General features: G+C 67.4%; 23 protein-coding genes. 16 read left to right on the top strand and 7 right to left on the bottom strand.

Annotated elements, in window-relative coordinates:
• Both AC1DTF_RS01825 and AC1DTF_RS01820 read right to left on the bottom strand, forming a co-directional pair.
• Positions 1–159, bottom strand: a 159-nt coding sequence (locus AC1DTF_RS01825) for a DUF1990 family protein (RefSeq protein WP_477472811.1), incomplete at its 3' end; no start/stop codon positions are given.
• A 16-nt stretch (positions 160–175) separates the two neighbouring features.
• Positions 176–1,144, bottom strand: a complete 969-nt coding sequence (locus AC1DTF_RS01820) for a GlxA family transcriptional regulator (RefSeq protein WP_477472802.1) — start codon at positions 1,142–1,144, stop codon at positions 176–178.
• A 119-nt stretch (positions 1,145–1,263) separates the two neighbouring features.
• Between AC1DTF_RS01820 and AC1DTF_RS01815 the strand changes: the two genes are divergently transcribed.
• From AC1DTF_RS01815 to pdxT, 12 genes are all read left to right on the top strand, one after another.
• Positions 1,264–1,914 (top strand): HD domain-containing protein, encoded by a 651-nt coding sequence (locus tag AC1DTF_RS01815; RefSeq protein WP_477472801.1) that lies wholly within the window; start codon positions 1,264–1,266, stop codon positions 1,912–1,914.
• A gap of 30 nt (positions 1,915–1,944) precedes the next feature.
• Positions 1,945–2,565: a PaaI family thioesterase gene (locus tag AC1DTF_RS01810; RefSeq protein ID WP_477472800.1), complete on the top strand. Its 621-nt coding sequence runs from the start codon at positions 1,945–1,947 to the stop codon at positions 2,563–2,565.
• A complete protein-coding gene (locus AC1DTF_RS01805; protein ID WP_477472799.1) occupies positions 2,562–3,005 on the top strand; it encodes a TIGR02611 family protein in 444 nt (147 codons plus the stop codon). The genes AC1DTF_RS01810 and AC1DTF_RS01805 overlap by 4 nt, the downstream gene beginning before the upstream one ends.
• A gap of 69 nt (positions 3,006–3,074) precedes the next feature.
• Positions 3,075–5,123 carry a threonine--tRNA ligase gene (thrS, locus tag AC1DTF_RS01800; RefSeq protein ID WP_477472798.1) on the top strand — a complete coding sequence of 683 codons (2,049 nt, stop codon included), beginning with the start codon at positions 3,075–3,077 and terminating at the stop codon, positions 5,121–5,123.
• Entirely contained in the window at positions 5,120–5,692 is a 573-nt protein-coding gene (locus AC1DTF_RS01795; RefSeq protein WP_057168962.1) for an ATP adenylyltransferase, read from the top strand. Before thrS ends, AC1DTF_RS01795 begins: the two co-directional genes overlap by 4 nt.
• Positions 5,689–6,354 (top strand): phosphatidylinositol phosphate synthase, encoded by a 666-nt coding sequence (gene pgsA / locus AC1DTF_RS01790; protein WP_057168963.1) that lies wholly within the window; start codon positions 5,689–5,691, stop codon positions 6,352–6,354. The genes AC1DTF_RS01795 and pgsA overlap by 4 nt, the downstream gene beginning before the upstream one ends.
• Positions 6,351–7,301: a phosphatidylinositol mannoside acyltransferase gene (locus AC1DTF_RS01785; RefSeq protein WP_477472797.1), complete on the top strand. Its 951-nt coding sequence runs from the start codon at positions 6,351–6,353 to the stop codon at positions 7,299–7,301. The genes pgsA and AC1DTF_RS01785 overlap by 4 nt, the downstream gene beginning before the upstream one ends.
• 8 nt (positions 7,302–7,309) lie before the next feature.
• The gene (locus AC1DTF_RS01780; RefSeq protein ID WP_057168965.1) at positions 7,310–8,440 is read left to right on the top strand and encodes a glycosyltransferase family 4 protein; all 1,131 of its coding nucleotides are present in this window, start codon (positions 7,310–7,312) and stop codon (positions 8,438–8,440) included.
• Positions 8,437–9,471 carry an NUDIX hydrolase gene (locus tag AC1DTF_RS01775; protein ID WP_057168966.1) on the top strand — a complete coding sequence of 345 codons (1,035 nt, stop codon included), beginning with the start codon at positions 8,437–8,439 and terminating at the stop codon, positions 9,469–9,471. Before AC1DTF_RS01780 ends, AC1DTF_RS01775 begins: the two co-directional genes overlap by 4 nt.
• Before the next feature lie 67 nt (positions 9,472–9,538).
• Complete coding sequence (pdxS, locus tag AC1DTF_RS01770; protein ID WP_057169031.1) at positions 9,539–10,444, top strand: pyridoxal 5'-phosphate synthase lyase subunit PdxS; 906 nt, start codon at positions 9,539–9,541, stop codon at positions 10,442–10,444.
• 6 nt (positions 10,445–10,450) lie between these two features.
• Complete coding sequence (tesB, locus tag AC1DTF_RS01765) at positions 10,451–11,299, top strand: acyl-CoA thioesterase II (protein ID WP_477472796.1); 849 nt, start codon at positions 10,451–10,453, stop codon at positions 11,297–11,299.
• On the top strand, positions 11,296–11,883 hold the full coding sequence (gene pdxT, locus AC1DTF_RS01760) for a pyridoxal 5'-phosphate synthase glutaminase subunit PdxT (protein WP_477472795.1): 588 nt from the start codon (positions 11,296–11,298) through the stop codon (positions 11,881–11,883). The genes tesB and pdxT overlap by 4 nt, the downstream gene beginning before the upstream one ends.
• On the opposite strand, the gene AC1DTF_RS01755 is transcribed toward pdxT, so the two are convergent.
• From AC1DTF_RS01755 to AC1DTF_RS01745, 3 genes are all read right to left on the bottom strand, one after another.
• Complete coding sequence (locus AC1DTF_RS01755; RefSeq protein ID WP_477472794.1) at positions 11,880–13,544, bottom strand: purine-cytosine permease family protein; 1,665 nt, start codon at positions 13,542–13,544, stop codon at positions 11,880–11,882. The two genes, pdxT and AC1DTF_RS01755, sit on opposite strands and share 4 nt — an antisense overlap.
• Positions 13,545–13,642: 98 nt before the next feature.
• The gene (locus AC1DTF_RS01750; protein ID WP_477472793.1) at positions 13,643–14,854 is read right to left on the bottom strand and encodes an acyl-CoA dehydrogenase family protein; all 1,212 of its coding nucleotides are present in this window, start codon (positions 14,852–14,854) and stop codon (positions 13,643–13,645) included.
• A 47-nt stretch (positions 14,855–14,901) separates the two neighbouring features.
• Positions 14,902–15,456, bottom strand: a complete 555-nt coding sequence (locus AC1DTF_RS01745; RefSeq protein WP_477472792.1) for a TetR/AcrR family transcriptional regulator — start codon at positions 15,454–15,456, stop codon at positions 14,902–14,904.
• A 151-nt stretch (positions 15,457–15,607) separates the two neighbouring features.
• On the opposite strand from AC1DTF_RS01745, the gene AC1DTF_RS01740 reads away from it, so the two are divergent.
• The 3 genes from AC1DTF_RS01740 to AC1DTF_RS01730 are packed head-to-tail and all read left to right on the top strand — an operon-like array spanning position 15,608 to position 17,939.
• Positions 15,608–16,894 (top strand): cytochrome P450, encoded by a 1,287-nt coding sequence (locus AC1DTF_RS01740; protein ID WP_477472791.1) that lies wholly within the window; start codon positions 15,608–15,610, stop codon positions 16,892–16,894.
• A complete protein-coding gene (locus AC1DTF_RS01735; protein WP_477472790.1) occupies positions 16,891–17,094 on the top strand; it encodes a ferredoxin in 204 nt (67 codons plus the stop codon). The genes AC1DTF_RS01740 and AC1DTF_RS01735 overlap by 4 nt, the downstream gene beginning before the upstream one ends.
• The gene (locus tag AC1DTF_RS01730) at positions 17,085–17,939 is read left to right on the top strand and encodes an SDR family NAD(P)-dependent oxidoreductase (protein WP_477472789.1); all 855 of its coding nucleotides are present in this window, start codon (positions 17,085–17,087) and stop codon (positions 17,937–17,939) included. Before AC1DTF_RS01735 ends, AC1DTF_RS01730 begins: the two co-directional genes overlap by 10 nt.
• A gap of 4 nt (positions 17,940–17,943) precedes the next feature.
• Here AC1DTF_RS01730 and AC1DTF_RS01725 read toward each other — a convergent pair whose 3' ends face one another.
• Positions 17,944–19,152 carry an NAD(P)/FAD-dependent oxidoreductase gene (locus AC1DTF_RS01725; RefSeq protein ID WP_477472788.1) on the bottom strand — a complete coding sequence of 403 codons (1,209 nt, stop codon included), beginning with the start codon at positions 19,150–19,152 and terminating at the stop codon, positions 17,944–17,946.
• Positions 19,153–19,227: 75 nt separating this feature from the next.
• Here AC1DTF_RS01725 and AC1DTF_RS01720 point away from each other — a divergent pair, with 75 nt between their 5' ends.
• Positions 19,228–19,983, top strand: a complete 756-nt coding sequence (locus tag AC1DTF_RS01720) for a YebC/PmpR family DNA-binding transcriptional regulator (protein ID WP_477472787.1) — start codon at positions 19,228–19,230, stop codon at positions 19,981–19,983.
• Here AC1DTF_RS01720 and AC1DTF_RS01715 read toward each other — a convergent pair whose 3' ends face one another.
• On the bottom strand, positions 19,984–20,631 hold the full coding sequence (locus AC1DTF_RS01715; protein WP_477472786.1) for an SDR family oxidoreductase: 648 nt from the start codon (positions 20,629–20,631) through the stop codon (positions 19,984–19,986).
• Between the last annotated feature and the right edge of the window lie 15 nt (positions 20,632–20,646).

Below are 20,646 nucleotides of genomic sequence, written 5' to 3'. Positions count from 1 at the left end.
CCGCTGCATTCCCCAGTGCAGGACGGCATCGGCAGCGTCCTCGAAGCGGGCCCGGCCGTGCCCGATCACGGCGTGCGCGTGCACGTGCTGATAGCCGTCGGGCAGCGGGCCCCTGGTGGCGCCCACTTCGGGATAGGTCAGGTCCACACCTGCCACTATGGCACCGGCGGGCCGCTCAATCCCGTACCGCGGTGCGAAACCTGTCCCGGTAGGCGCGGGGGCTCACCCCGAGGTGCTGCACGAACACCCGTCGCATCGTCTCCGCGCTGCCGAAGCCGGCGAGATGGGCGGCCTCGGTGACGCTGCGGCCGGCATCCAGCGCTCCGCGGGCGCTGTCGATCCGCACCGTCTCGACATAGCGCGCGGGTGTGGTCGCCAATTCGGACCTGAACAACCGGGTGAGTTGCCGTGTGCTCATGGACGCCAGTGCGGCAAGGCTTTTGACGCTGTGATCAGCGCCCGGGTCGGTGGCGATCGCGGTGACGATGGCGCGCAGCGCCGAATCGGCGGGCGGATCGGATTCCACCAATGCCGAGAACTGGGACTGGCCGCCCGCGCGTTTGAGATAGACCACCAGCGATCGCGCCACCGTGCGTACCAGATCGGCACCGTGGTCCTCCTCGACCAGGGCCAGCGCCAGGTCGATACCGGCGGTGACGCCGGCCGAGGTGTAGATCTCGCGGTCACGGATGAAGATCGCGTCCGGTTGCACATGGATGTCGGGGAAGGCCGCGGCGAGCAGACGGACGTGGCGCCAGTGCGTGGTGGCTCGCCTGCCGCTCAACAGCCCGGCTTGGGCCAGGATGAATGCCCCGGTGCAGATGGATGCCATCCGCCGCGTGCGGGGAAGAGCGTCATGGACCGCCCCGACCAGTGCGGGGTCGATGGGCCGGCCGACCAGATCGTCCCCGCCGGCCACCAGCACCGTGTCTGCGGAAGCGATCTCGTCGATCCGGCGGGTCACCGCGAAGCGGCTGCCGACCGACGTGGTGACCTCCCGGCCGTCGACCGAGGCGAAGCTCAGCCGGTAAGCGGCGCCGAACCGATTGGATTCGGCGAACACCTCGGCGGGGCCCGCCACATCGAGCAGCTTCATCCCGTCGAACACCACCACGACGACGTCGCGCGGACTGTGTGCGGGCACCCCCACATTGTGTCGCAATCTGTGGGAAAGGTGGCCGATCTGGCACCGCTGCTCACTGGAGTATCGGCACACACTGGTGTCACACGACGGAAAACCCAGGAGAACAAGGAGTTTCGACGATGAGCGCATCTACTGACCAGATGGTGGCCGATATCGTGATCCCGAACACCGAGCTGGTGCACGATGTCACCGAATTCATCCGGGACACCGAGGACGACCTGCTGTTCCATCATTCCCGCCGGGTCTTCCTGTTCGGGATGCTGCATGCCCGCCGGCGCGGACTGCAGCCGGACCCGGAGTTGCTCTACACCGGCGCGATGTTCCACGACGTCGGCCTGACCGGCGGCTACCGCGACTCGACACTGCGTTTCGAGGTCGACGGGGCCAACGCGGCCAGGGAGTTCCTGGTGGCGCGCGGTGTCGACGACACTTCGGCGGGACGGGTGTGGCTGGGTATCGCGCTGCACACCACACCCGGCGTGCCCGAATTCCTGGACCCGGAGGTGGCCCTGGTGACGGCCGGCGTCGAGACCGACGTGCTCGGCATCGGTCTGGACGCGCTGTCGGCCGCCGAGATCGCGGCCGTCACCGCCGCACATCCGCGGCCGGACTTCAAGAACCGCATCCTGCAGGCCTTCGCCGACGGCAATCGGCACCGCCCGTCGAGCACGTTCGGCAATGTCAACGCCGACGTGCTCGCGCGTTACGACAGCGAGTTCGTCCGCACCGACTTCGTCGACGTGATCCGCAACAGCGACTGGCCGGAGTAACCGGGGCGGGCGTGCAATAACGTTGCCGGTGTGACGACCGGTGCAGTGCATACAGGCGGTGGGTTCAATCCGCCCGATCCCACCGACCGTGGCGGTCCCGACTACGGGCGCTTCGTCGAGGCGGTGCGCACCCTGCAGGACCATGCCCGGGCCGCCGATGCGCCCGACGCGGTCATCACCGAGGCCGCCGACCTGATCGAGAAGGTATCGGCGCTGCTGGCGCCGTATGAGGCCGACGAATGGCATTCGCCGTCAGGCCGGCGGATGGACCTACCCAACCGCGGCAACATCATGTCGGTGCCGGTCGACCTGTACGTCACCGCCGATGGCCGCATCGCCGGCACCGCACGGTTCCGCCGATACCACCTGGGCCGCAACGGCGCGGTGCACGGCGGCGTGCTCGGTCTGCTGTTCGATTCGCTGCTCGGCTTCACCGCGGCCAAACTGACCAAGAGCATGTACCAGCGCACCGCCCACCTGGGCATCGACTACCGAAAGATCGTGCCGATCGGTAAGGAACTGCAGGTGGACGCCGGCATCGACCGCATCGACGGGCGCAAGATCTTCGTCAGCGGCCGGGTACTCGACGACGGGGTGGTGCTGACCGAGGGGGACGCACTCTTCGTCCGGCTGAAGCCGGGGCAGCCATGAGCGACAACCGCATGACCGATCAGCACCGCGGCGAGCGCAAGCGCGCCTGGGCCCGCTGGCGCGACAAGATCCGCGACCGTCCCGTCGCGGATCTGACCTACCGGATCACCGTCGGCGTCGTCGGCACGCTGGTGCTGCTGGTCGGCATCATCACCATCCCGTACCCGGGACCGGGCTGGGCCATCGTCTTCCTCGGTCTGGGCATCCTGGCCACCGAGTTCCGGGCCGCGCAGGTGGTGCTGCACCACGCGCGGGTCAGGTACGACGCCGTGATGGCCTGGTTCACCCGCCAGCACATCGCCGTCAAGGTGCTCAGCGCCTTGTTCACCGCGGCCGTCGTCGTCGTCACCCTGTGGCTGTTCGGGGCGATCGGTCTGGCCGCCGGCTGGGTCGGTATCGATTGGCCCTGGCTGAAGAGCCCGATCGGCATCGGGTCCTAGCTTCCGCGTGCAGGGACCCCCGATAGCATGGTCGCGATCACACGACCATTTCGTTTAGGAGATCCACCGATGACCGCCGCCGCCAGTTCCGCCCCCGCAGCCCTCATCCGGGTCGCTGCCGGGACTACCGCAGGGGCGGCGGTGCGCGAGGCGGGTCTGCCGGAGCGGGGCGCCCCGGACGCCATCGTCGTGGTGCGCGACGCCGAGGGCCGGTTGCGTGACCTGAACTGGGTGCCCGACGCCGACGTGGACGTCGAGGCCGTCGCCGCGGACACCGAGGACGGCCGCAGCGTCATCCGGCATTCGTGCGCGCATGTGCTGGCCCAGGCGGTGCAGGATCTGTTCCCACAGGCCAAGCTCGGCATCGGCCCGCCGATCGTCGACGGCTTTTACTACGACTTCGACGTGGCGGAGCCGTTCACGCCCGAGGATCTGCAGAAGCTGGAGAAGCGGATGCAGAAGATCATCAAGGACGGCCAGCTGTTCTCCCGCCGCGTCTATGAGTCCAAAGACCAAGCGCGCGTTGAACTTGCCGACGAGCCGTTCAAGCTCGAACTGGTCGACGACAAGTCCGGGGACCCGGACGTGATGGAGGTCGGCGGCGACGAGCTGACCGCCTACGACAACCTCAACCCGCGCACCAAGGAGCGGATCTGGGGAGATCTGTGTCGCGGCCCGCACATCCCGACCACCCGATTCATTCCGGCGTTCAAGCTGACCCGCAGCAGCGCCGCATACTGGCGCGGCAACCAGAACAACGCCAGCCTGCAGCGGGTGTACGGCACCGCCTGGGAATCCCAGGAGGCCCTGGACCGTCATCTCGAACTGATCGAGGAGGCCCAGCGCCGCGACCACCGCAAGCTGGGCGTGGAACTGGACCTGTTCAGCTTCCCCGACGAACTCGGTTCGGGTCTGCCGGTGTTCCACCCCAAGGGCGGCATCGTCCGCAAGGAGCTGGAGGACTACTCCCGGCAGAAGCACGAACAGGCCGGCTACCAGTTCGTGAACACCCCGCACATCACCAAGGAGAACCTGTACATCACCTCCGGTCACCTGGAGTGGTACGCGGACGGGATGTTCCCGCCCATGCACATCGATGCCGAGTTCAACGATGACGGCACCGTGCGCAAACCCGGCCAGGACTACTACCTGAAGCCGATGAACTGCCCCATGCACCACCTGATCTACCGGTCGCGGGGACGGTCCTACCGCGAACTTCCGTTGCGGCTCTTCGAGTTCGGATCGGTGTACCGCTATGAGAAGTCCGGGGTGGTGCATGGGCTGACCCGGGTTCGCGGTATGACCCAGGACGACGCGCACATCTACACCACCCGCGAGCAGATGCGCGAGGAACTGACCGGGCTGCTGCAGTTCGTGCTCGACCTGCTCTCCGACTACGGGCTCGACGACTTCTACCTGGAGCTGTCCACTCGGGACCCGGAGAAGTCCGTCGGCTCCGATGACATGTGGGAAGAGGCCACCGACACCCTGCGCGAGGTCGCCGAGGCCTCCGGGCTGGCTCTGGTGCCCGACCCCGGCGGTGCCGCCTTCTACGGACCGAAGATCTCGGTGCAGGTGAAGGACGCGCTGGGCCGGAACTGGCAGATGTCGACGATTCAGCTCGACTTCAACATGCCCGACCGGTTCGAGCTGGAGTACACCGCCGCGGACGGAAGCCGGAAGCGGCCGGTGCTGATCCACCGCGCGCTGTTCGGATCCATCGAGCGTTTCTTCGGTGTGCTCACCGAGCACTATGCGGGTGCGTTCCCGGCCTGGCTGGCGCCGGTGCAGGCGGTCGGTGTTCCGGTCGCCGACGCGCACGTGCCCTACCTGGAAGACCTTGCGGCTCAACTGCGCACCCGCGGTGTCCGGATCGAGGTGGACTCCAGCGATGACCGGATGGCCAAGAAGATCGTCAATCACACCAATCAGCGGGTGCCGTTCATGCTGCTGGCCGGCGACCGCGATGTTGAGGCATCGAGTGTTTCCTTCCGGTTCGGAGACCGCAGCCAGGTCAACTCGGTGCCGCGCGAAGCGGCCGTCGACGCCATCGTGGACTGGATCACCCGGCGCGAGAACGYGACTCCCAACGCCGAGCTGTTCAGGGTGGATCCGTGAGCGACGACGAGGGCATCGTCGACACCGGGGTGGGTGAACCCGACCATCTGCAACGGCTGTGGACGCCGCACCGGATGAGCTACATCGCCGAGTCGCCGATGAAGAAGGGGGCGGGTTCGGCGCAGTCCAAGGAACCGTTCACCGACATCCCGTCGATGTCCGACGAGGACGGCCTGATGGTGGCGCGCGGGGAGCTGGTCTACGCCGTGCTGAACCTCTACCCGTACAACCCGGGCCATCTGATGGTGGTGCCCTACCGGCGGGTGTCCGAACTCGAGGATCTCAGCGTCGACGAGACCGCCGAGCTGATGGCGTTCACCCAGAAGGCGATTCGGGTGATGAAGGCGGTGTCGCGGCCGCACGGTTTCAACGTCGGTCTCAACCTGGGCACCTCGGCGGGCGGCTCGCTGGCCGAGCACCTGCACATGCACGTCGTCCCGCGCTGGGGCGGGGACGCCAATTTCATCACCATCATCGGCGGGTCCAAGGTGATCCCGCAGCTGCTCAGTGAGACCCGGCGGCTGCTGGCCACCGAATGGGATCGCCTAGACGGGGCCGCTCAGCAGTGAGCAACTTCTATCTGATGACGCGGGCCGCGTACACCAAGCTGTCGGGCCCGGTGGCCAGGGCGGCGCTACGCACCGGACTGACCCCGGACAGCATCACCATCCTGGGCACCGCCGGTTCGGTGGTGGCCGCCCTCACCCTGTACCCGATCGGGCAGCTGTGGTGGGGATCGGTGGCCGTCTTCTTCTTCGTGCTCGCCGACATGCTCGACGGTGCGATGGCACGTGAACGCGGCGGCGGCACCCGGTTCGGCGCCGTGCTGGACGCGACCTGCGACCGGCTCAGCGACGGCGCGATCTTCGGCGGACTGGTCTGGTGGGCCGCGTTCGGCGCGCACAACACCGCGCTGGTGGTCGCCGGCCTGATCTGCCTGGTGACCTCGCAGGTCATCTCCTATATCAAGGCGCGCGCCGAGGCCAGCGGGCTGCGCGGTGACGGCGGCATCATCGAACGGCCCGAGCGGCTGGTCATCGTGCTGACCGGCGCCGGCCTGTCCGGTCTGTTCGGGTGGCCGGTCCTGCTGGACGTGGCCATGTGGGGGCTGGCCGCAGCCAGCCTGGTGACCCTCGCCCAGCGCCTGCACGCCGTGCGCACCTCGCCGGGCGCCATGGACCCCATGCCTTCGGAGCCGGCGGCACCCTCGTCCGATGGAGACACCGCGTGAGCACGCCGACATCGGGGCTGCCCAAATTCGGCGGCCTCCGGGTTCCGCTGGGCGGGCAGCTGTCCGATCTCGGCTACGCCACGGGCTGGCGGATGGTGCGGGCCATGCCGGAGTTCGCCGCCCGCAACATGTTCGACGCCGGCGCGCTGTACGCGGCGCGCGGCGGGGGACCCGAACAGCTTCGCAAGAACCTGGGCCGGGTGCTGGGCGTGCCCGCCGGACAGGTGCCCGGCGGTCTTGTCCGCGCCTCGCTGGCCTCCTACGGGCGGTACTGGCGCGAGGCGTTCCGGCTGCCGTCGATGAACCACGTGGCAATCGCCGCGCAGGTACAGGACCGGGTCGAGGGCCACCACCATGTCGAGGAGGCGCTCGCCGCCGGCCGCGGCGTGGTACTTGCGTTGCCGCACAGCGGAAACTGGGACATCGCGGGGGTGTGGCTGACGAACACCTACGGGCAGTTCGCCACCGTGGCCGAGCGGCTCAAACCGGAGTCGCTGTACAACCGTTTCGTCGCCTACCGCGAGAGCCTGGGCTTCGAGGTGCTGCCGCTGACCGGGGGAGCACGGCCGCCCACGGAGATCCTCGTCGACCGCCTCAACGACAACGGGCTGGTGTGCCTGATGTCCGATCGCGACCTGACCCGCTCCGGAGTTCCGGTCGATTTCTTCGGTGAGCAGACCCGGTTGCCGTCGGGGCCGGCAAAGCTGGCGCTGCAGACCGGCGCCGCGCTGCTGCCGGTGCACACCTGGTTCGAGGACGACGGGTGGGGCCTGCGGATCCACGCCCCACTGGACACCTCCTCCGGAGATGTCGGCGTCATCACCCAGGCCCTGGCCAACCACTTCGCCGCCGGGATCGCCGAATACCCCGCGGATTGGCACATGCTGCAACCGCAGTGGCTTGCCGACCTGTCGGATGAGCGCCGCGCCCGCCTCGAGGGGAACTAGGAACACCGATGCGCATCGGGATGGTGTGCCCGTACTCGTTCGACGTGCACGGTGGTGTCCAGGCCCATGTGCTGCAACTGGCCGAGGTGTTCCTGGCCGGCGGCCATGACGTCAGCGTGCTGGCCCCGTCGTCGGCCGACGCCGGCACCGACCTGCCCGATTACGTGGTGTCCGGCGGCCGGGCCGTCCCCATTCCCTACAACGGGTCAGTCGCGCGGCTGCGGTTCGGCCCTGCCACCCACCGCAAGGTCAAGAAGTGGCTCATCCAAGGCGATTTCGATGTGCTGCACCTGCACGAGCCGAACGCGCCGAGCGTATCCATGCTGGCGCTGATGATCGCCGAGGGACCCATCGTGGCCACCTTCCACACCTCGACCACGAAATCGTTGACGCTCAGCGTGTTCCAGGGAATGCTGCGCCCGCTGAACGAGAAGATCGTGGGCCGGATCGCGGTGTCCGATCTGGCGCGGCGCTGGCAGATGGAGGCCCTGGGTTCCGACGCCGTCGAAATCCCGAACGGCGTGACGGTATCGGACTTCGCGTCGGCGCCACCGCTGGAGGGCTACCCGCGACCGGGCCGCTCGGTGCTGTTCCTCGGCCGGTTCGACGAGCCACGCAAGGGGATGGCGGTCCTGCTGGGCGCGCTGCCGCGACTGGTCGCGGAGTTCCCCGATGTCGAGGTGCTGGTGGTCGGCCGAGGCGATGAGCAGGAGCTGGCCGAGGAGGCCGGCGAGTACGCGGCGAACCTGCGTTTCCTCGGCGCCGTCGATGACGCCACCAAGGCCTCGGCGCTGCGCAGCGTCGATGTCTACTGCGCGCCCAACACCGGCGGGGAGAGTTTCGGCATCGTGCTGGTGGAGGCCATGGCGGCGGGCACCGCGGTGGTGGCCAGCGATCTGGACGCGTTCCGGCGGGTGCTGAACAACGGCGAAGCCGGCCGGCTGGTGCCGGTCGATGACCCGGATGCGTTGGCCACCAGCCTGATCGAACTGCTCGGAGATGACGAGGCGCGCAAGCGGTATGTCGCCGCGGCATCGGAAGCGGTGCAGCGGTACGACTGGTCGGTGGTGGCCGGTGAGATCATGCGGGTCTACGAGACGGTGAGCGGCATGGGCGCGAAGGTGCAGGTGGCTACATGAGCTGGATCCTGATCGTGCTGCTGGTGCTCATCGGCACCGTGCTGCTGCTGCTCGGCAGCTGGGCCTACCTGACCGCGAACCGGCTGGACCGCCTGCACGTGCGCTACGACCTGTCCTGGCAGGCGCTGGACGGTCTGCTGGCGCGGCGCGCCGTGGTCGCCCGCGCGGTGGCACTGGACGCCTACGGCCGAGCGCCGGAAGGCAAACGGCTGGCCACCCTCGCCGCTGCCGCCGAGCGCGCGCCGCGGGCCATGCGCGAGGCCGCGGAGAACGAATTGTCCGCCGCCCTGGAGTCCGTGGATCCGCTGTCGCTGCCGGTGGCGCTGGTCGCCGAACTCGCCGATGCGGAGGCCCGGGTGCTGCTGGCCCGCCGGTTCCACAACGACGCCGTGCGCGACACCCTGGCCCTGCGGGAGCGCCCGCTGGTGCGCCTGCTGCACCTCGGCGGCACCGCGGCGCCGCCGACATATTTCGAGATCGCCGAGCGGGCCGGTCCGGCTGCGCGTGATTCCGGCCAGTTCAGCAGGCGGGTCTCGGCGCGGGTGATACTCCTCGACGAGGACGGCAAGGTGTTGTTGTTCTGCGGCTCGGACCCGGCCCGCGCCGGTACCGACGCGCGACGCTGGTGGTTCACCGTCGGTGGCGCGGTCGAAGCCGGCGAAGAGCTCGCCGACACCGCGGCGCGCGAGCTGGCCGAGGAGACGGGTCTGGCCCTGTCGCCCGCCGAGCTGGTGGGCCCGGTGTGGCGGCGGGAGGCCGTCATCGATTTCAACGGCTCGATGATGCGTAGCGAGGAGCTCTTCTTCGTGCACCGGACCACCCGCTTCGAACCCGCTACCACGGGTCATACCGCCCTGGAGCGCCGCTACATTCACGGTCACCTCTGGTGCGATGAGACAATGATCCGCGAGTTGGTCGACAAGGGCGAAACCGTGTACCCGCTGCAGCTCGGCGAGCTGCTGGCACAGGCCGGCGAACTTGCCGATGTGCGGGGTGCCGGACCTGGTACGCAGCCTCAGCTGATCCGCTGATACTGCGGATCCAATTGATTTGTCACCACCCTTAGACTGAATCAGTAGCGAAGTGAAGGAGATAGCGATGGAAACCGCACCTGGTTCCGGTAGCCAGACCGGTACCGCGCGGGTGAAGCGCGGGATGGCCGAGATGCTCAAGGGCGGGGTCATCATGGACGTGGTCACCCCGGAGCAGGCGCGCATCGCCGAAGCCGCGGGTGCGGTCGCGGTGATGGCGCTGGAGCGCGTACCCGCCGACATCCGGGCCCAGGGTGGGGTGTCGCGGATGAGCGACCCGGACATGATCGAGGGCATCATCGCCGCGGTCACCATCCCGGTGATGGCCAAGGTGCGGATCGGGCATTTCGTGGAGGCCCAGATCCTGCAGAGCCTCGGGGTGGAYTACATCGATGAGTCCGAGGTGCTGACCCCGGCCGAYTACGCCAACCACATCGACAAGTGGAAGTTCACCGTGCCGTTCGTGTGCGGGGCGACCAACCTGGGYGAGGCGCTGCGCCGGATCACCGAGGGCGCGGCGATGATCCGTTCCAAGGGTGAGGCCGGCACCGGCGATGTCTCCAACGCGACCACCCACATGCGCGCCATCGGCGGACAGATCCGCCGGCTGGGTTCGCTGTCGGAGGACGAGTTGTTCGTAGCGGCCAAGGAACTGCAGGCCCCCTACGATCTGGTCGTCGAGGTGGCCCGCGCGGGCAAGCTGCCGGTCACGATGTTCACCGCCGGTGGTATCGCCACGCCCGCGGACGCGGCGATGATGATGCAGCTCGGCGCCGAGGGTGTGTTCGTGGGCTCGGGCATCTTCAAGTCCGGTGACCCGGCGGCGCGGGCTGCGGCGATCGTGAAGGCCACCACCTTCTACGACGATCCCGATGTGCTGGCCAAGGTGTCGCGCGGCCTGGGCGAGGCCATGGTCGGTATCAACGTGGAGGACATCGCGCAGCCCCACCGGCTCGCCGAACGCGGCTGGTAAGCGCGTATGTCGATCGAACAGATCCTCGATCTCGAGCAGCTCGAAGTCGACATCTACCGCGGTGGGGTGTTCAGCCCGGAGTCCGGTTTCCTGCAGCGCACCTTCGGCGGCCATGTCGCCGGCCAGTCGTTGGTCTCTGCGGTGCGCACAGTGGACCCCAAGTTCCAGGTGCACTCGCTCCATGGCTACTTCCTGCGGCCCGGCGACGCCCGGGCACCGTCGGTGTATCTGGTGGAGCGCATCCGCGACGGCGGATCGTTCGCCACCCGCAGGGTGAGCGTCGTCCAGCACGGTCAGACCATTTTCAGCATGTCGGCGTCGTTCCAGACCGATCAGAGCGGTATCGAGCATCAGGACGCCATGCCCTCGGCGCCCTCGCCCGATGACATCCCGGGTTTCAAGACCAACTCCAAGGTCTTCGACGACGCCAGCTTCCGTCAGTTCGATGAGTGGGATGTCCGTATCGTCCCGCGCGATCAGGTCAATCGCCTGCCCGGCAAGGCTTCTCAGCAGCAGGTGTGGTTCCGGCACCGCGATCCGCTGCCGGACGACTCGGTGCTGCACATCTGCGCGCTGGCCTACCTCAGCGACCTGACCCTGCTGGGTTCGGCACAGGTGAATCACCCGGATGAACGCAAGCATCTCAACATCGCGTCGCTGGATCATGCGATGTGGTTCATGCGGCCGTTCCGCGCCGACGAATGGCTGCTCTACGACCAGTCCTCACCGTCGGCCTGTGGCGGGCGCGCGCTGACCCAGGGCAAGCTGTTCAACCAGTACGGCGAGATGGTCGCGGCAGTGATGCAGGAGGGRCTGACCCGCTATCAGCGTGRCTTCACCCCGTCCAGCCAGTGAGCGTGACCGTCGGGGTGCTTGCTCTGCAGGGCGACACCCGTGAGCATCTGGCGGCGCTAACCGAAGCCGGCGCCGAGGCCGTCAAGGTGCGGCGGCTGTCCGAGTTGAAATCCGTTGATGCACTTGTCATCCCGGGCGGTGAGTCGACGGCGATGAGCCACCTGCTGCGCGAGTTCGAGCTGCTGGAGCCGCTGCGCGGATTGCTGCGCGACGGGTTGCCGGCCTACGGCTCGTGTGCGGGAATGATCCTGCTGGCCGGCGAGATCCTGGACGCCGGCGTGCCCGGGCGCGAGGCATTACCGCTCGGAGGAATCGATATGACGGTGCGCCGCAACGCTTTCGGCCGTCAGGTCGACTCGTTCGAAGAGGACCTGACGTTCACCGGTATCGACGGCCCGGTGCACGCGGTGTTCATCCGGGCCCCGTGGGTGGAACGGGTCGGACCTGAGGTCGAGGTGCTGGCCACGGCGGGCGGCCATCCGGTGGCGGTGCGTCAGGGGCGGATGCTGGCGACGTCGTTCCATCCCGAGATGACCGGCGACCGCCGGGTGCATGCGATGTTCGTCGACATGGTGTCCGCCTAGCTCTGGGCGGGCAGCACGTGGTCGGCGACCTTGTCGGTGGACAGGCACAACGAGCAGACGAACGCGTCGTGGGTCTCGCACTTCATCATGTCGGGCCGCTCGTAATCGTGATGGCAGACATGGCATTTGAGGTGCGCGCCGGACGGGTTGCCCAGTTCGTCGTACATCGGCAGGTCGATACCGTCATCGGTGCGGCGAAGGTAGTACTTGCCCTTGGTGGCGACCGCGATGATCGGCGGCAGCACCAGACCGAGCACCATGGCCACCAGCGGTGAGTACGGCCTGATGGCCTCGCCGAGTACGCCGAAGAAGGTCAGCAGTGACACCCCGGCCGCGACAAACAGCGACACAAACCCGACCGGATTGACCGCGTACAGCATGCCGCGCCGGAACTCGGGCTGCATGGGCGACAGCTTCAGCAGGTACTTGTTGAACACGATGTCCGAGGCCACCACCACAACCCAGGCGATGCCGCAGTTGGCGTAGAACCCCAGGATGGAGTTCAGGAACGCGAACATGTTGGCTTCCATCAGGACCAGCGCGATCAGCAGGTTGAACGCCAGGAACACCAGCCGGCCGGGGTAGTGCTTGGTGACACGGGTGAACGAGTTCGTCCACGCCAGCGAGCCGGAGTAGGCGTTGGTGACGTTGATCTTGACCTGGCTGATCACCACCAGGACCACCGCCAGCGTCATGGCCAGCCATGGCGGCAGGAAGTTGCGGTAGATCTCCAGGAACTGATGCACGGGCTCGTTCGCGCTGGCCACCGCGCCGTCGAAGACGTTGGCGATCAGGTACACCGCCAGGAACAACCCGACCACCTGTTTGATGGCGCCGAAGATCACCCAGCCGGGCCCGGCCAGGAACATCCACGTCCACCAGCTGCGGCTGTTCTCCGGCGTCCGGGGCGGCATGAAGCGCAGGTAATCGATCTGCTCGGCAATCTGCACGATCAGCGACAGGCACACGCCGGCGGCCAGCAGCGTCATGCCCAGATCGAAGCCGCCGGTGCCGCTCTCACCCTGGAAGGCGAAGAAGTCGCCGACCGATTCAGGATGACTGATGACCAGATAGACGAACGGTGCGACCATCAGCACCAGCCACAGCGGCGTGGTCCAGACCTGCAGTGTGGAAAGGACTTTCATGCCGTAGATGACCAGCGGGAAGATGATGATGGTGGACAGTGCATAGCCCACCCACAGTGGGATGCCGAGGCCGAGCTCCAGACCCTGGGCCATGATCGAGCCCTCGAGCGCGAAGAAGATGAACGTGAACGTCGCGAAAATGACGTTGGTGACCACCGATCCGTAGTAGCCGAAGCCGCTGCCACGGGTGATCAGGTCCAGATCGACGTTGTACCGCGCGGCGTAGTAGGCGAGCGGGAACCCGGTGACCATCACCACGACCGCGAAGATGAGGATTCCCCACAACGCGTTGGTGGTCCCGTAGGCGATGCCGATATTGGCGCCGATCGCGAAATCGGCGAGGTAGGCGATACCGCCCAGGGCTGAGATGCCCACCACCCGGGTGGACCACTTGCGGTAGCTGCGCGGGGCGAAGCGCAGCGTGTAGTCCTCGAGGGTCTCCTTGGTGGCCGTCATGGTGTCAAGGTCGGCCTCGACTACCTCGTTGCGCACCTCATCGCCGAGCTCCTGTGTCATTCGGCAAAATTAGGCCGACCGTGTTTCGGCGATGTCACAGCTGTGTTTGCGTCCCGCGACGGAGTAACCGCCCGAAATTAACTCTGGCGTAAGTATTTTCAGCGCAGCGGCAGACCAGTGATGGCGCGGCCCATCACCAGCCGCTGAATCTCGCTGGTGCCTTCGAAGATCGTGAAGATCTTGGCGTCACGGTGCATCCGCTCGACCGGGTAGTCGCGGGTGTAGCCGTTGCCGCCGAGGATCTGGATGGCCTCATCGGTGACGTAGACCGCGGTCTCGCTGGCCACCAGTTTGGCCATCGACCCCTCGGCGTTCTCGAACTGCTTGCCGTYGCGCGCCATCCAGCCGGCCCGGTAGACGAGCAGGCGGGCGGCATCGATGCGGGCCTTCATGTCGGCGAGCTTGAACGCGACACCCTGGAAATCGCCGATCTTGCGGCCGAATTGCTCACGCTCGCAGGCGTAGTCGAGCGCGTACTCATAGGCGGCGCGCGCCACGCCGACGGCCATGGCGCCGACGGTGGGGCGGGTGCGCTCGAAGGTCGCCATCGCGGCCTGTCCGGCGGCCTTCTTACCGTCGCGCACCTTGGCGATCTTGGCGTCGAACTTCTCCTTGCCGCCGACGATCAGGCGCCCGGGGATGCGGACCTCGTCGAGCACGACCTCGGCGGTGTGCGACGCGCGGATCCCGTGCTTGAGGAATTTCTGGCCCTGGCTGAGACCCTTGGTGCCGGGCGGGATGATGAATGACGCCTGGCCGCGGGTGCCGAGTTCGGGGTGCACCGACGCGACCACGACGTGGACGTTGGCGATGCCGCCGTTGGTGGCCCAGGTCTTGGTGCCGTTGAGCACCCACTCGTCGGTGGCCTCGTCGTAGCGGGCGCGGGTGAGGATCGAGCCGACATCGGATCCGGCGTTCGGTTCGGAGGCGCAGAACGCGGCGACCTCGGGCTTCTCGACGGTGCCGAACATCTGCGGAAGGAATTCGCCGATCTGCTCGGGGGTGCCGGAACCGGCGACCGAAGCGGCGGCCAGTCCGGTGCCGAGGATGGATAGCGCGATACCCGCATCGCCCCAGAACAGTTCCTCGAAGACGACGATCATGCCCAGGCCGGAGGGTTCGGCCGTTTGCTCAGCCATCATTTCCAGCGAGTAGAGGCCGATCTTGGCGGCCTCCTGGATGATCGGCCACGGGGTCTCCTCGCGCTCGTCCCACTCGGCCGCGGCGGGGCGCACCACGTCGGCAGCGAATTCGTGAACCCACTTCTGCACGTCGAGCAGGTCTGAGGACAACTCCAGGGAGAACGTCATATCGGCTACCTTACTTTGGAGTAAGTTACCGGGACAGTGAGTGTGGCTCAGTTAACACGGGGCGGGCGAAGACCCAGCGTGCGCCGGCCGGCCGTCACCAGCTGCTCCAGCAGCTCATCCGCGGTCCCGTCGTACTCGACGCCGACGGCGGCCGAGATACCCGACATCACGATGGCGGCCCGCACCTGACCGGCCATCCCCGGTTCGGCGCCGGCCAGTAGTTCCATCTGACGCGCGACGATGGCGCCCCAGTCCTGCCGCGCGCGCAGCAGTTCGCCGACGCTGGGGTCGCCGGTGAGGACCGGGAACAGGGTTCGGTTGGACACCGCGAGGGCGGCGAACCCGCCGAGCATGGCATCGGCTTGCGCCTTTGCGCCGCGGTGACCGCCGGCCTGCTCCACCAGCTGTCGCAGTTGATCGATGACGGGATCGAGCACCGCTTCCAGGAGCTCGTCGCGGGTGCGGAAGTGGTGGTAGATCGCCGATTTCGTGAGGCCGAGCTCGTCGGAGATCATCTGCAGCGAGGTGCCGGCGATGCTGTGCCGGCGAAACAGCGCGACGGCGACCTCGATGAGGCGCTGCCGGGTGGCGGGGGCGCTCACACCGGTCCTCGGAATGTAGTGCTGCTAACAATTCGTCGCGGTCCGACCATTCGTACAGTTTACGACTGTACGATTGGTCAGTAACTGACTTTATGTTTGGTCGGTTTTGGCATTGCCGATCCGCAGCCCGCCGCCACCCGAGGAGCGCATCTTGACCATCAGTCCAGCGCAGATCGACGCCATCGATTTCTTCCACGACCCGGCACTGGTCGCCGACCCGTATCCGCTGCTGGCCCGTATGCGGGAAGAGAGTCCGGTGCTGCGCGAACCGACCCAGGGCGTGCTCGTGGTCACCGGCTACGACGAGGTGCTGGCGGTGGTCGGTGATCACGAGTCGTTCTCGTCGTGCACCAGTGTGACCGGTCCGTTCCCGGGCTTTCCGGTATCGCTGGACGGCCTGGACGCGGCCACCGTCCGGGCGCTCATCGACGAGCACCGCCAAGAGCTACCGTTCAGCGACCAACTCCCGTCCTTCGACCCGCCTACCCACACCGCGCACCGGTCGCTGCTGACCCGCCTGATCACCCCCAAGCGCCTGAAGGCCAACGAGGAGTTCATGTGGCTGCTCGCCGATCAGGTGCTGGCGCCCTATCTGGCCCGCGGCGGTGGCGAGTTCATCACGGCAGTCGGTAACCCGGTGGCGCTGCTGGTCATCGCCGATCTGCTCGGCGTGCCCGTCGAGGACCGCGACGAGCTCACCGCGGTACTCACCGGCGACGTCGCCCTGGGCAGCACCGAAGGTGCCGAGATGGCCCATGCCCCACTGGAATATCTGTACATCCGGTTCGCCGACTACATCTCCGACCGTCGTACTGCACCGCGCAGCGATGTCATGACCGAGATGGCGCAGGCGACGTTCCCGGACGGGTCGACACCGGAGGTCATCGACGTGGTGCGGGTGGCGTCCAACCTGTTCTCCGCCGGTCAGGAGACCACCGTGCGGTTGCTGTCCTCGGCGATGAAGGTGCTGGCCGAGGACGCCGACCTGCAGGATCGGCTGCGCCGCCAACCCGAATTGATCGGCAACTTCATCGAGGAGGCGCTGCGCTTCGAGAGTCCGATCCGCGGGGATTTCCGGCTGGCCCGCGCCGACACCACGATCGGCGGAGTCGACATCGCGGCCGGCTCCACGCTGATGGTCCATTACGGTGCCGCCAACCGGGATCCGCGAGTGTTCGAGGATCCGGACACCTTCGACCTGGACCGGCCGAACTCGCGGCGCCACATCGCGTTCGGGCGCGGTATCCACAGTTGCCTGGGCGCACCACTGGCACGCGCCGAGGGGCGCATTCTCATCCAGCGCCTGCTCGAGACCGCCGGCGAGATCCGCCTCGACGAGGCCCACCACGGCACCGGAGCTGATCGGCGTTTCGACTACGTGCCGACCTACATCCTGCGTGGCCTCACGAAACTGCACCTGAAGGTCGCGGGCGCATGAGGGTCACCGTCGACGACGATTCCTGCCGTGGGCACGGTGTCTGCGCAGCGTTGTGTCCCGAGGTGTTCACCCTGACCGACGACGGCTACGCGCAGGCTCTCGACGTGGAGGTGCCCGAAGCCCTGGAGCCCAGCGTCACCGAAGCCATCGCCGCCTGCCCGGAACGCGCCATCCACATGAAAGAGGAAGCATGTCTGTAGATTTCGCCAGCAAGGACCGCACCGCCTTCGACCTGTCCGGAAAGGTGATCGTCATCGTCGGCGGCGGGCAGATGCCCGGCGACAAGATCGGCAACGGGCGCGCCACCGCCGTGCTGGCCGCCCGGCACGGAGCCGAGGTGGTGGCTGTGGATCTCAACCTCGCGGCCGCGCAGGAGACCGTCGACATGATCGAGGCCGAGGGTGGCACCGCCTACGCCGTGCAGGCCGACGTCGCGGAAAAGGACGACTGCCAACGTATCTTCGACACCGTCATGCAGCGCAGCGGCCGGGTGGACGGGATGGTCTACAGCGTCGCGACCAACCCGCCCTTCGACCGGGAATCGAATTCGATGTCGGTCGAGAACTTCAACAAGGGCATCAACGTCAACATGCTGGGCTGCTTCCACTGCAACCTCTTTGCCGCCCAATGCATGGAGAAGAACGAGGGCACCAGCACCGGCAGCATCGTCAACTTCTCCTCGATCGCGAGCCTGAAGAACGAACTCGGCCTGAACATGGGCATCATGCCGTACGCCTTGGGCAAGTGCGGTCTGAACTACATCACCGAACTGACCGCGGTCGAGTACGCCGAGGCCGGCATTCGGGCCAACACCCTGATGCTGGGCCCGATCGACTCGACCCTGKGGAACCACGACTCGCAGGAACTGTTCGGATTCGATTCCGACGAGGTCGACGCGGCCTACAACGAGGTTGTCAAACTCAAGATGGGCCGCGCGAGCAGCTGGGAAACCGCCTACGCCGCACTGTATCTGCTCGCCGACGAGTCGCGGTTCATGACCGGCCAGCAGATCCGGCTCGATGGGGGAGCAACCCTGGTGCGCTGACCGGTTACCCGGTCGACGGCGGTGTCTGCACCTCGGGGACCGCCGCGGCCAGCAGCGCGGCCCGGTCGGCCCCCAGCGGCGGATAGATCCGCTCAGTGTTGATGACCGTCTTGGTGGCCTTCGCCGCCGCACCGGTACCGATGACCGTGCGGTCCCAGCCCTCGGTGTACACCGCGCCGGCCGGGCCCAGATCGAGCACCGTCACGTACCAGGGGATCCGTAGCGTCAGCAGCGGTGCGCCCACCAGATCGCTGATCACGTTGTAGCCGGCGTAGCGGCCCATCGGCCTGCTGTGCTGACACGACATCACCGAGGTGTGCCCGTCGTCGACCTGCGCGGCCGCCACATCACCGGCGGCGAAGACATCGGGCACGCCCTCGACGCGCAGTCGGCCGTCGACCGGGACACGGCCCAGCCGGTCCAGGCCGACGGGCAACTGCGCGGCCAACGGATTCGCCCGCATCCCGGCACACCAGACGACGGTGGCCGCGGGGATCACCGCGCCCGAGGACAGCGTCACCGTCTCGGCATCCACCGCGATCACCCCGGTACCGGTGACGGCCTCGACCCCGCATCGGGACAGCGCATCCTCGATGACCGGCCGGGCCGAGACACCCATATCGGATCCGACGGCCGGGTTGTGGTCGACGAGCAGCACCCTCGGCGTCACCGCCGGCCCGAAATGCGCGGTCAGCCGGGCGGGCAGTTCGCATGCCGTCTCGATACCGGTCAGCCCGGCCCCCACCACAGCGACGGTGCCCGCACCCGGGGTGTCGGCGGACAGCGTGTCCAGGTGCTCACCCAATCGTGTTGCGCTGTCGAAGGTGTCGACATCGAAGCCGAACTCGCGCAGGCCGGGAATGTCCGGCAACGCCACCTGGCTGCCCGCCGCCAGTACCAGCCGGTCGTAGTTCACGGCGATGGTGCCCTCGGGGGTGAGCGCGGTGACCGTGCGGCCGTCTACGTCGACGGCGGTGGCCGTGCCGAGCACATGCGATACGCCCGTGGGGTCCAGCAGATCGCCCAGCGGCAGCCGGCAGGCACTGAGATCGCGCTCGTAGTTGCGCACCCGGATGTCGTGGTGGGCGGTGGGGGACAGCACGGTGATCTCGATGGACTCCGGCGGCAGTCCCAGCTCGTCGACCCGTCGCGCCGCCCCCAGGGCGGCCCACAAACCGGCGAATCCCGACCCGATGATCAGAACCTTGCGCACCCAAGCAGGGTGTCACGAAAGAGGGTGCCCGTAGACTGGGCAGTCGACGTTTCACCAGAAAGAGGGCGTACCTGCATGAGCGGCCATTCCAAGTGGGCCACCACAAAGCACAAGAAGGCCGTCGTCGACGCCAAGCGCGGCAAGATGTTCGCCAAGCTCATCAAGAACATCGAGGTCGCAGCCCGTACCGGCGGCGGCGACCCGTCGGGTAATCCGACGTTGTATGACGCCATCCAGAAGGCCAAGAAGTCGTCGGTGCCCAACGACAACATCGAGCGCGCCCGCAAGCGCGGCGGCGGTGAAGAGGCCGGCGGCGCCGACTGGCAGAACATCACCTACGAGGGCTACGGCCCCAATGGTGTTGCGGTGCTTATCGAATGTCTCACCGACAACCGCAACCGCGCCGCCGGCGAGGTGCGCGTCGCCATGACCCGCAACGGCGGCAACATGGCCGACCCGGGGTCGGTGTCCTACCTGTTCTCCCGCAAGGGCGTCGTCACCCTCGACAAGAACGGCCTCACCGAGGACGACGTGCTCGCCGCCGTGCTGGAGGCCGGGGCCGAGGAGATCAACGACCTCGGCGAGAGCTTCGAGATCATCTCCGAGCCCACCGACCTGGTGGCCGTGCGTACCGCGCTGCAGGACGCCGGTATCGACTACGACTCCGCGGACTCCGGTTTCCAGCCGTCGGTCAGCGTGCAGGTGGACCTCGAGGGCGCCCGCAAGGTGCTCAAGCTCATCGATGCGCTGGAAGACAGCGACGATGTGCAGGACGTCTACACCAACATCGACATCCCCGACGACGTCGCCGCCCAGCTCGACGAGGACTAGTTAGAGCGCTTCCCCGATCGGCGTCTCCCCGGCGATGAGCTCGAAGGTCCGCCCCGCCGTCGCGGGGGAGTCCAGCACCGCCAGCAGGACCGCGGCGACATCGGCGCGCGCGATCGTGCCGCGGCCGGTCGACTCGGCGATCTGCACTTTGCCGGTGCCCGGGTCGTCGGTGAGCCCGCCCGGCCGCACGATGGTGGACTGCAGCGCGCTGCGCGCCCGCACGTTCGCATCGGCCTCGGATTTGGCGCGGATATAGGCCTGGAACACCTCGTCGTACCCGTCGTCGAGGCTGCGGTCGTCGGCCCCTATCGCCGACACCATCACATAGCGGTGCACACCCGCGGACTCGGCGGCATCGGCCAGCAGGATCGCCGCGTCCCGGTCCACCGTCTGCTTACGCGCGACACCGCTGCCCGGACCGGCCCCGGCGGCGAACACCACCGCATCGGCCCCGCGCAGCGCCTCGGCGACCTGCTCCACGGTGCTGTTCTCCAGATCCAGCACCACCGCCTGCGCTCCGACCGCCTCGAGATCGGTGCTGTGCGAGGGGTTCCGGATCAGCCCGACCGGCGCATCACCCCGGGCCGCCAGCAGCCGCTCCAGAATCAACGCGATCTTTCCGTGTCCGCCCGCTATGACTACTCGCATGTCTCCATGGTGGCA

This window comes from Mycobacterium sp. P4_H6, assembly GCF_056400845.1.
Note: the sequence above shows the minus strand (reverse complement) of the source record. Positions and strands in the feature narration are given on the sequence as shown.

Bases quoted from the DNA above. Each gene is read 5' to 3' on its own strand.
- AC1DTF_RS01815 (WP_477472801.1), top strand. From the start codon at position 1,264: ATGAGCGCATCTACTGACCAGATGGTGGCCGATATCGTGATCCCGAAC.
- AC1DTF_RS01805 (WP_477472799.1), top strand. From the start codon at position 2,562: ATGAGCGACAACCGCATGACCGATCAGCACCGCGGCGAGCGCAAGCGC.
- AC1DTF_RS01780 (WP_057168965.1), top strand. From the start codon at position 7,310: ATGCGCATCGGGATGGTGTGCCCGTACTCGTTCGACGTGCACGGTGGT.
- AC1DTF_RS01775 (WP_057168966.1), top strand. From the start codon at position 8,437: ATGAGCTGGATCCTGATCGTGCTGCTGGTGCTCATCGGCACCGTGCTG.
- AC1DTF_RS01755 (WP_477472794.1), bottom strand. From the start codon at position 13,544: ATGACACAGGAGCTCGGCGATGAGGTGCGCAACGAGGTAGTCGAGGCC.
- AC1DTF_RS01735 (WP_477472790.1), top strand. From the start codon at position 16,891: ATGAGGGTCACCGTCGACGACGATTCCTGCCGTGGGCACGGTGTCTGC.
- AC1DTF_RS01720 (WP_477472787.1), top strand. From the start codon at position 19,228: ATGAGCGGCCATTCCAAGTGGGCCACCACAAAGCACAAGAAGGCCGTC.
- AC1DTF_RS01715 (WP_477472786.1), bottom strand. From the start codon at position 20,631: ATGCGAGTAGTCATAGCGGGCGGACACGGAAAGATCGCGTTGATTCTG.